The 9,656-nt window shown below is 57.1% G+C and carries 9 protein-coding genes and 1 tRNA gene; 4 read left to right on the top strand and 6 right to left on the bottom strand.

Annotated features, from left to right (window positions below; genetic code table 11):
* Positions 1–267: 267 nt before the first annotated feature.
* Genes DI396_RS11070 through petA form a run of 3 tightly spaced genes read right to left on the bottom strand, consistent with a single transcriptional unit; the run spans position 268 to position 2,966 of the window.
* Positions 268–1,062 carry a cytochrome c1 gene (locus tag DI396_RS11070; protein WP_110796269.1) on the bottom strand — a complete coding sequence of 265 codons (795 nt, stop codon included), beginning with the start codon at positions 1,060–1,062 and terminating at the stop codon, positions 268–270.
* A gap of 15 nt (positions 1,063–1,077) precedes the next feature.
* Positions 1,078–2,391, bottom strand: coding sequence for a cytochrome b (gene petB, locus DI396_RS11065; RefSeq protein WP_110796268.1), 1,314 nt, complete (start codon positions 2,389–2,391; stop codon positions 1,078–1,080).
* Positions 2,392–2,402: 11 nt separating this feature from the next.
* Positions 2,403–2,966, bottom strand: a complete 564-nt coding sequence (petA, locus tag DI396_RS11060) for a ubiquinol-cytochrome c reductase iron-sulfur subunit (RefSeq protein WP_110796267.1) — start codon at positions 2,964–2,966, stop codon at positions 2,403–2,405.
* Positions 2,967–3,190: 224 nt separating this feature from the next.
* Here petA and DI396_RS11055 point away from each other — a divergent pair, with 224 nt between their 5' ends.
* On the top strand, positions 3,191–3,850 hold the full coding sequence (locus DI396_RS11055) for a porin family protein (RefSeq protein WP_110796266.1): 660 nt from the start codon (positions 3,191–3,193) through the stop codon (positions 3,848–3,850).
* Positions 3,851–3,941: 91 nt separating this feature from the next.
* On the opposite strand, the gene DI396_RS11050 is transcribed toward DI396_RS11055, so the two are convergent.
* Together DI396_RS11050 and DI396_RS11045 are read right to left on the bottom strand one after the other, a co-directional pair.
* On the bottom strand, positions 3,942–4,544 hold the full coding sequence (locus DI396_RS11050; protein WP_110796265.1) for a glutathione S-transferase: 603 nt from the start codon (positions 4,542–4,544) through the stop codon (positions 3,942–3,944).
* Between the two features lie 506 nt (positions 4,545–5,050).
* A tRNA-Leu gene (locus tag DI396_RS11045) sits at positions 5,051–5,136 on the bottom strand.
* Positions 5,137–5,283: 147 nt separating this feature from the next.
* Between DI396_RS11045 and DI396_RS11040 the strand changes: the two genes are divergently transcribed.
* Positions 5,284–6,267 (top strand): complex I NDUFA9 subunit family protein, encoded by a 984-nt coding sequence (locus DI396_RS11040; RefSeq protein ID WP_110796264.1) that lies wholly within the window; start codon positions 5,284–5,286, stop codon positions 6,265–6,267.
* A 52-nt stretch (positions 6,268–6,319) separates the two neighbouring features.
* On the opposite strand, the gene DI396_RS11035 is transcribed toward DI396_RS11040, so the two are convergent.
* Complete coding sequence (locus DI396_RS11035; RefSeq protein WP_110796263.1) at positions 6,320–7,132, bottom strand: undecaprenyl-diphosphate phosphatase; 813 nt, start codon at positions 7,130–7,132, stop codon at positions 6,320–6,322.
* 236 nt (positions 7,133–7,368) lie between these two features.
* Here DI396_RS11035 and DI396_RS11030 point away from each other — a divergent pair, with 236 nt between their 5' ends.
* Together DI396_RS11030 and DI396_RS11025 are read left to right on the top strand one after the other, a co-directional pair.
* Entirely contained in the window at positions 7,369–8,802 is a 1,434-nt protein-coding gene (locus tag DI396_RS11030; RefSeq protein ID WP_110796262.1) for an NAD(P)-dependent oxidoreductase, read from the top strand.
* Positions 8,803–8,838: 36 nt separating this feature from the next.
* Positions 8,839–9,585: a hypothetical protein gene (locus DI396_RS11025; protein ID WP_110796261.1), complete on the top strand. Its 747-nt coding sequence runs from the start codon at positions 8,839–8,841 to the stop codon at positions 9,583–9,585.
* The last annotated feature ends 71 nt before the right edge of the window (positions 9,586–9,656 follow it).

The following is a 9,656-nucleotide window of genomic DNA, read 5'->3' as shown; positions in this document are numbered from 1 at the left end:
TCCAGCCTGATGCTCTTTCAAGATCCCAATAATTTGCTCTTCACTGAAACGGCTTCTCTTCATCGTCTGTCTCCTTGTTGGAGAACAGGCTAACTCAGAACAACGGACTTTTCAGGGGAGCAGGTCATTGTCTATTTAGAGAAAGCTGGAGCGCAGGGTGAGGGCGGTTGTGCCCTTTTTGCCGTGTCGTGCGGGTCTGGCCTCGCCCATGAAAAAGCCCCGCGCCTCGGGTGAGGGCGGGGCCTTTATGTGTCTTTCAAAAGCGGATCAGTGCTTTTTCTTCGGGCCTTTGACTTTGGACCAGATGCGTTTGTTGGTCAGGTAGAGCAAAACGGACAGAACCGTCAGGAAGAGCACTCCGACGAAGCCCGCATGTTTGCGCGCCATCATCTTAGGTTCAGCCGCCCACATCAGGAACGCCGCAACGTCCTCTGATTCGTGATGTAGCTCATTGCTGTGACCATCGTCAAAATCGACATCCTCGCCATAAAGCGGCGGGGCCATTGCGATCCAACCACCCGGGAAGGCGGTGTTCTCGTAATATGTTGTGCCGGCTTCTTCTTTTTCCTCGCCTGTGTAGCTGGTGAGGATGGCGACGATATATTCGGGGCCACCAATGCCGTTAAACAGCTGGCTCAAACCGGTGCCGTAGGGGCCATGAAAGCCGGCACGGGCTTTGGCCATAAGCGACAGGTCCGGCGCGTTTTCAAGCGCCGATCCGGGGAAGTGGTCGCTTGGTTTGGCTTCGCGGTCTTCGTCTGTTTCCTTATCGACGACCGAGAAGTTCTTGGCGTATTCGATGACCTGCTCTTCGGGAAGATGTGGGCCGCCATCGTCGCCAATCGTGCGGATCGGAACGAATTTGAGACCATGACAGGCCGAACAGACTTCGGTGTAGACTTTGAGGCCACGCTGAAGCTGGTTCTGGTCGAATGTGCCGAAGGGACCTTCAAAGGAAAAGTCCACATCGTGCATTTTGTGGCCACTGTCTCCGGCGGCAGTGGCAGCACCGGCCCCAAAGGTCAGGGCGGCAACTGCGGTAATCGCGAGTTTCTTAAACATTTGTCCCATGTCCTCTTATTCAGCCGGTTTTTCGTAATGCGAGTTGAAGTCGTCTTCGATGGTCGCAGGCTGCGGCAGCGGTTTCTCGATCACACCCAGGAGCGGGAGCAGCACGAGGAAGTAACCGAACCAATAGGTCGCACCCAAGAGCGAAATATAGGGGTAGATGCCATCGGTTGGCATTGCACCCACCCATGCCAGCACCGCAAAGTCGATCGCCAGCAACGCAAACCACCATTTGAACATCGGGCGATACCGGCCCGAACGCACGGAGGATGTATCGAGCCAAGGCGCCAAGGCCATGACCGCGATTGCGCCAAACATGGCAATCACACCAAAGAATTTCGCATCAACGATGCCGCCGGTCACAAAGGACACCAGTTGCACGACCCAGACATCCGCCGTGAACGCCCGCAAGATCGCGTAGAACGGCAGGAAATACCATTCCGGAACGATGTGCGCCGGCGTCGCCAGAGGGTTGGCTTCGATATAGTTGTCGGGGTGACCCAAGTAATTCGGCATGAAGCCGACGATGGCAAAGAACACCGTGAGGATCACCGCGAGGGCAAAGAGATCCTTGATCACGAAGTAGGGCCAGAACGGCACTGTGTCTTTCTTGACTTCTTCTTTCGAGCCTCGGCGCACTTCAACACCGGTCGGGTTGTTGTTGCCCGTGGTGTGGAAGGCCCAGATGTGGACCGCAACCAATGCGGCAATAACGAAGGGCAAGAGGTAGTGCAGCGAGAAGAAGCGGTTCAGCGTGGCATTGTCCACCGCCGGTCCGCCCAAAAGCCAAGTCTGGATCGGCTCGCCGATGAACGGGATCGCACCAAACAGGCCGGTGATGACGGTCGCGCCCCAGAAGGACATCTGCCCCCAAGGCAAAACGTAACCCATGAATGCGGTGCCCATCATGCAAAGATAGATGATCATGCCGATCACCCATGTGATTTCGCGGGGCGCCTTGTAGGATCCGTAGTAGAGGCCGCGGAAGAGGTGCAGATAGACCGCAACAAAGAACAGCGATGCGCCGTTGCCGTGCAGGTAACGCAAGAAATGCCCGCCGTTCACATCACGCATGATGTGCTCGACCGAGGCAAAGGCAAGGTCAACATGCGGCGTGTAATGCATCACCAGAACGATGCCGGTGACAATTTGCAATGCAAGGCAGAAGGTCAGGATAATACCCCAGATCCACATCCAGTTGAGGTTCTTGGGGGTGGGAATCATGATGGTGCCATAGAGCAAGCCCACAATGGGCAGGCGCGAGTGCAGCCATTTTTCGGGGCCCGACTTGGGCTCGTAGTGGTCGTGCGGAATTCCAGCCATAATACGCGTCCTTAACCCAATTTGATCGTGGTGTCGTCGACAAAGGCGGCGACGGGAATATGCAGGTTCTGCGGAGCAGGACCTTTGCGGATACGGCCTGCGGTGTCGTAGTGCGAGCCGTGGCAAGGGCAGAACCAGCCGCCAAACTCGCCTGCGCCGTCACCGATCGGAACACAGCCAAGGTGCGTGCAGACCCCGATCATCACCAGCCATTCGCCCGCTTCATCAAGGGTGCGGTTTTCATCCGTTGCCGGAACGACCTCGTCCTTATTGGGGTTCTGGGCGGTTTTATCGATCAATTGACCAACGTCGACCGAGCGGCCATCCGCGATCTCTGCTTCGGAGCGACGGCGGAAAAACACCGGCTTTCCGAGCCATTTCACGGTCAATTGTGTGCCCACCTCGACGCCAGAGACATCGACGCGGATCGATGACAATGCCTTCACATCGGCGGAGGGGTTCATCTGATTGACCAAGGGCCAGACGGCTGCACCAGTCGCTACGGCACCGGCGCCAGCCGTTGCGTAGTAGAGGAAATCTCTGCGGGTGCCTTCGTGATCTTCTGCGTGGGACACGAGCTTACTCCATTCTTCGGCCTGCTTGCGGCCTATGCGGTTTCGGGCCGCAGGAATCCTGCTGCCTATCCGTCGCGGTATTTAGCGGGGGTTTTCGCCCACGTCCAGACAAAGGTGTTGCTAAAACAAGGGGGGCGCGTTTGTGTCGCGCTTAAGACCTATTGCGATCAGCTGTAACACTTCTATATCTGGAGGCACCCTCGTGCCACGAATGGAAGCCTGTTATGATCAAAGCCTTGAAACTCTCCGCTATCGCCTCTTGCGTTACACTTGGCTTGGCGGCCCCGGCCTTTGCCGAGGTCGAATTGAGCTTTTACGGCGGCACGCAGTCCTCACCACACAGCCGGATCAAAGGCACGGCGCCCGGCACGGGCGCTTCCTATAGCGCGTTGATCGGTTGGGAAGGCAAGAGTTTTACGCCTCCACCCTACTATGGTTTGCGCGCCACGTGGTGGAAAGAATCAAATATCGGTTTCGGTGTCGAATTGACCCATACCAAAGCCTATGCGCCGCAATCGGAAATGCCAGCGGGCTTTAGCCGTTTGGAATTTACCGACGGGCATAACATTCTAACCGCCAACGTGATGAAGCGTTGGCCGGATCAATGGAAATTTGTGACGCCCTATGTCGGTGCGGGCATCGGCCTTGCCATTCCGCATGTGGATGTGACGGCCAATGGCCATAAAACCTATGGCTACCAAGTGACCGGTCCAGCCGCCAAGGTGATGGCAGGCATCAAATATGATATCAACGCGCGTTGGGCGGTCTTCACCGAATACCAATTCACCTATTCCAAGAACGAAGCCGATCTGGACGGTGGCGGCTCAATGAGATTCCCGCTGATCTCCAATGCGATCAATGTCGGCGTGTCGCTGAATTTTTAAGCGCGCGGAACCCCGGACCATAAAAGCCCCGATCCATGTTTCATGTGGTCGGGGCTTTGTCGTTTTGGAGCTGAGGTGTCAGGCTATGGCCCTATTCCGGCTCTGTGGCTTGCATCGACGGGCGCTGCGAGAATGTGGCATACCAATCGTCCAATGCATCATTGCCTTTGCGCCACGCGCGATCAGCCATGCGAAAATCCAGATACCCGAGCGCGCAGGCCACCGCGATATGGCTCATATCGAGCGGGCCGTTGAGATGGCTCATCCAGCGTTCATTGATCACCGAAACGGCACGGGCGATTTTTCCCCATTGTGCCTCGATCCAACCGTCGAACTGTTTTTCCGGCGGGCGCAGGCGCGCCTCATAAACCATCGCAATACCCGATTCCATGATTGCATCGGCGGTGGCCTCTAGGGTCAGAACCTCCCAAAGGCGCGTGTCCGGATAAAGGCCCGACTCGGCCCTGTCGTCGAGATAGCGGCAAATTACGCGGCTGTCGTATATCGCAGGGCCATCCGTGCGGGTTAAGGCCGGGATTTTGCCGGTTGGGTTGGCAGCCAGCGCTTCGGGCGCGGTGGCCAAAGCCGTGGTTGCCACGGGCAGCTTGCTAATTTGATCAGCAATACCGGCTTCTTCCATCAACACGCATACCTTGCGCACAAAGGGCGAAGCGGGGGAATAGATCAACTGCATGGGCTTTCCTCCAAGAAAATGATGCAGGCCGAGATGGCGGTAGAGATACCCACAAGGCAGGAGCCAGGCAGATCGCCGAACAACCATTGGCATATTTCAGGGGAAGGTTAAGCTTGCGCGGGGACAGTGTCCATCTCGGTCGCTGCAGCATAGTTGCCGCCTCACGCCATCGCTCAAGAAGAGAAAGCGGACCCTCTTCAGCAGCCTGACGTCGAGCCTTGGCAAAAATCTTGTCATCTTCGGAGAGAAGCTTGGCGTGTTCGTTGATCAAGGCAGCTCCATCTTGGGCCATCATCGGGACTTGAAATACCGACTCACCTAGAACTTTAACAACGCCTTTTGGGTATCTTCTTCGAAAGCGTTTACGGCATCCTGACAGGCAATCAACGTATTTAAGCTTCATCACAACAACCATTCGTGTGTCGCAAAAGTGTCCCGATTTGTGTCTCGGGGGAGGGGATAACGTCATGATATGTATTGAAAAAAACACCTTCAAGAGGTGTTTGTGGTGCCCAGAAGAGGACTCGAACCTCCACACCCTTGCGAGTACTAGCACCTGAAGCTAGCGCGTCTACCATTCCGCCACCTGGGCACAGGTGCGTGGAGGCGCGTTTAGACCCGCGCACCTGTGCTGTCAATAAGGATTCATCGGGTTTTTGGGATGCGCCGCAAATCACCTTGCCGTGCAGGGCGGCAAGGTCTAGGAAAGACGGGTAATTTCCGCTCAGGAGGCCCAGCCATGTCGAAACTCGTTACCATCTACGGCGGATCTGGATTCGTCGGTCGTTATATCGCCCGTCGCATGGCAAAAGACGGCTGGCGTGTGCGGGTGGCGGTGCGTCGCCCCAACGAGGCAATATTCGTGCGGCCCTATGGTGTGCCGGGGCAGGTCGAGCCGATCCTGTGCAACATCCGCGATGACGCTTCGGTGCGCGCGGCGATGCAGGGTGCGGATGCGGTGGTCAACTGCGTAGGCATCCTTGCGGAACGTGGTAAGAACCGCTTTGACGCCGTGCAAGCCGAAGGCGCAGGCCGTGTGGCGCGCATCGCCGCCGAAAGCGGCGTGGCGCGGATGGTGCATGTCTCGGCCCTGGGCGCCGATGCGGATTCGGACAGCGATTATGCCCGCTCAAAAGCCGAAGGCGAGGCTGCGGTGTTGCAGCATATGCCGGATGCGATGATCCTGCGCCCCTCGATTGTTTTTGGTCCTGAAGACGCGTTCTTTAACCGCTTTGCGCGCAGCGCCACACTCAGCCCGATTGTGGCCATCGTGGGTGCGAACACCAAATTCCAACCCGTCTATGTCGAAGACGTGGCTCAAGCCGCGGCAATGGGGGTCACCGGCGCGGCAGCGGGCGGTCTCTATGAACTGGGCGGGCCGGATGTCGAAACCATGCGCGATTTGATGCGGCGGATGCTGGATGTGATCCGCCGTCGCCGGGTTATCCTCAATATGCCTTTCGCCATCGCTGGCCTTCTAGGCGGGGTCTTTGATCTGGTGCAAAAGCTGTCGCTTGGCATTGTGTCGGCACCGATCACCCGTGATCAGGTCCGTAATCTGCGTCGCGACAATGTCGTGTCGGACGGGGCGAAGGGTTTTGCTGATTTGGGCATCAATCCCGTCAATATGGGCGCGATCTTGCCGGAATATTTGTGGTGCTATCGTCCGTCGGGCCAATATTCCGCGATCAAGGAATCCGCCAAGAATCTGCGCATTCAATAAATTTATGGTCTGAACATGTTGAACGCCGGTGCGATGCGCTCGCGCGGGCGTTTTACGTTTGGCCTGTATAGGCAATGATCAATAGCGCCACACCTAGAACGATGCGATATATCACATAGGGTGTGAAGCTGACCGAACGCAGCAAGCGCATCATCAGGATCAGCGCCAACAGTGCCGCAACAAAGGCAAAACCCGCCGCGATCGCCGCATCTTTTGCGGCGCCCCAATCGCCCGTCTCGATCACGTCAAGCCCGAGCAATGCGCCGCTGGCCATGATTGTCGGGATCGACATCAGCATCGAGATTCGCGCGGCCGAGTCGCGTCCGTATCCCATCCTGCGCGCCCCGGTGATGGTGATGCCGGAGCGCGAGGTGCCGGGGATCAGGGCAACCGCCTGCCAGAGTCCCAATTTGATCGCATCGGGTAAGGACCAATCTGCGGCCTGCTTTTCAGAGCCACCTTTTTGGTCGGCCCAATATAGGATCAGACCGAAAATCAACATGGCCCAGCCGATCACCGCAACCGAGCGCATCATCTCGCTCAACCCGGTGACTTTTAACGCCAACCCGATCACGATCACCGGAATCGTTGCCACCAACAGCAAAAACGCCAGTTTTGATCCTGCTGTGTCGATCCGGCCGGTCAACATGCGCGGTACACCTGCCAAACCCATGCTGACATCCCGCCAGAAATATAAAACCACTGCGAATAATGTGCCCACATGCACAGCAACGTCGATCATTAACCCCTGGTCTGCCATGCCAGTTAATTCCGGCAGCAATATCAAATGGCCCGAGGAGGAAACCGGTAGAAATTCGGTCAATCCTTGGATCACGGCGACGAGAAAGAGATGAAAAAGCGTCATGCGATGTTCCTGAAGCAATTGAGAATCAGCTATAAAACTTCCGAGGCAGAAAGAAAGGGGCTTATTGGGTCCGATTCGGACCTTGTTTTTGCATAAATTTGCGCAGGGCGCGCGATTTTCGCTACCTTTCTTAAATATAAGTCACCACTTATGACTTTTATTCCTGTTGCGAAATGTATAAACCCAGCGCAACGCCCTCAGTTTGGGCACATCCATAGAAATTCAGGAGGCAGCCCATGGCGAAGCAACCGATGCTGAAGTTTGTGACTGTTGGGCGCGATATGCCCGAAAAACGCGAGCCGGATACGCGTAACAAAGACTTCGACGAGATCTATGCTGAATACGCGCGCGTGAAGGCCGAGGAGCAAGCCAGCCGATGCAGCCAATGCGGTGTGCCTTATTGCCAATCGCATTGCCCGTTGCACAACAACATTCCCGATTGGTTGCGGATGACGGCGACCGGGCGTCTGGAAGAAGCCTACGCCATCAGCCAAGCGACCAACACCTTCCCGGAAATTTGTGGCCGCATCTGCCCGCAGGACCGTCTGTGCGAAGGCAATTGCGTTATCGAAGGTTCGGGCCACGGCACCGTCACCATCGGTGCGGTCGAGAAGTACATTACCGATACGGCTTGGGAAAAAGGCTGGGTGAAACCGATCACCCCCGCCGTCGAGCGCGAACAATCGGTCGCCATCATTGGCGCCGGTCCGGGGGGATTGGCGGCGGCGGATGTTCTGCGCCGTGAAGGTGTGCAGGTTACGGTCTATGACCGTTATGACCGGGGGGGCGGCTTGCTGACCTATGGCATTCCGGGGTTCAAATTGGAAAAAGATGTGGTCATGCGCCGCATCAAGCAATTGGAATTGTCCGGCGTTGAATTTGTGCTCAACTGCAATGTCGGCGAAGACATCAGCTTTGACGCCATTCGCGGCAAACATGATGCGGTGATGATCGCTACGGGTGTTTACAAAACCCGTGATCTGCAAGGCCCCGGCGCGGGCAGCGACGGCATCGTGCGGGCGATTGATTACCTCACCGCCTCGAACCGGGTGAACTTTGGCGATACCGTCGAAGAATTCGAAAACGGCGAGTTGAACGCCAAAGGCAAAAAAGTCGTCGTGATTGGCGGTGGCGATACCGCGATGGACTGTGTGCGCACCGCGATCCGTCAGGGCGCGACCAGCGTTAAATGCCTCTACCGCCGCGACCGCGCCAATATGCCCGGTTCGCAACGCGAAGTGCAAAATGCTGAAGAAGAAGGCGTTGAATTCGTCTGGCTCGCCGCGCCCAAAGGCTTTGCCGGTGATCCCGTCACCGGTGTGATGGTGCAAAAGATGCGCCTTGGCGCGCCGGACGCGTCGGGCCGCCAAAGCCCCGAAGTGATCGACGGGGCCGATTACGTCGAAGAAGCGGATATCGTGATCAAAGCGCTGGGCTTTGAACCCGAAGATATCCCGACCCTTTGGAACACGCCGGAATTGGAAGTGACCCGTTGGGGCACGATCAAAGCAGCGTTCACAACGGGCGCAACCTCTCTGGATGGCGTATTTGCGGTGGGCGATATCGTGCGCGGCGCAAGCTTGGTGGTTTGGGCGATCAAAGACGGACGCGATAGCGCCGAGGCGATCTTGACATATCTTGACGGCGCGCGCGCCGTCGCAGCGGAGTAACCGAAAAGACAAACGGCCCTCAAAGAGGTAGGTGGTATGAGCGAAAAACAGGCGCAGGTCGAAGACATCCTTGAGGATGAGACCCTGCGCCTGCGCTGGCTGGACGGAACGGGACCGCGCATGGTGGTGTCATTCACATCGATCCAGCACCGCCACCAAGACGGCACGCCGCGCGACGAATTCTTATCTGCGGCGTCGATGGATGGGGAGAATAAGGTTCTGTTTGTCAGTGACCTGCGATGGAGCTGGTATTCCCGCGCGGGGCTGATGGACAAGATCATCGATTATGTGACCCGGATCCGTGATATGGCAGGGGCCACCGAGATCTGCACCATCGGCAATTCGATGGGCGGCTATGGCGCGATGATCTTGCCGCGATATGTGCCGGTGGCGCGGGTTGCGGCCTTTGTGCCGCAGATCTCGATGCACCCCGATTTGGTGACCGAGGATCGTTGGCCGGGGGTGATGAAGAACCACGGAACATATCCGGTGAAATCTGCCGGAGATGTTGTGACGGAAAAGAGCGGGACGGAGTTTTATGTGACTTTCGGCCGCAACCAAAAGAAAGACATGGCGCAGGCGGCTCTCTTGCCCGACGCGCCAAACCTGACGGTGAACATGTTGCCCCGCTGCGCCCATGACGCGGCGGAGAAGATGAAAACCGCCGGGGTATTGAATAAGGCCGTGGCAGCCAAGCTGACCGGTGACGCAAAGGCGGTGAAATCCGCCGTACGAGAATACGCCAGATACGCGCGAGAGCATTTCGCGCCGACATGGGAATAGATGATCGGCCCGCCTTGGGCCAAGAATGAGGCCCCTCGGGGCAGTCCCCCGCGGGGGCAAATGTGGAGAAG

The organism is Litorivita pollutaquae (assembly GCF_003205515.1).
GTDB classification, from domain to species: Bacteria; Pseudomonadota; Alphaproteobacteria; order Rhodobacterales; family Rhodobacteraceae; genus Litorivita; species Litorivita pollutaquae.
Note: the sequence above shows the minus strand (reverse complement) of the source record. Positions and strands in the feature narration are given on the sequence as shown.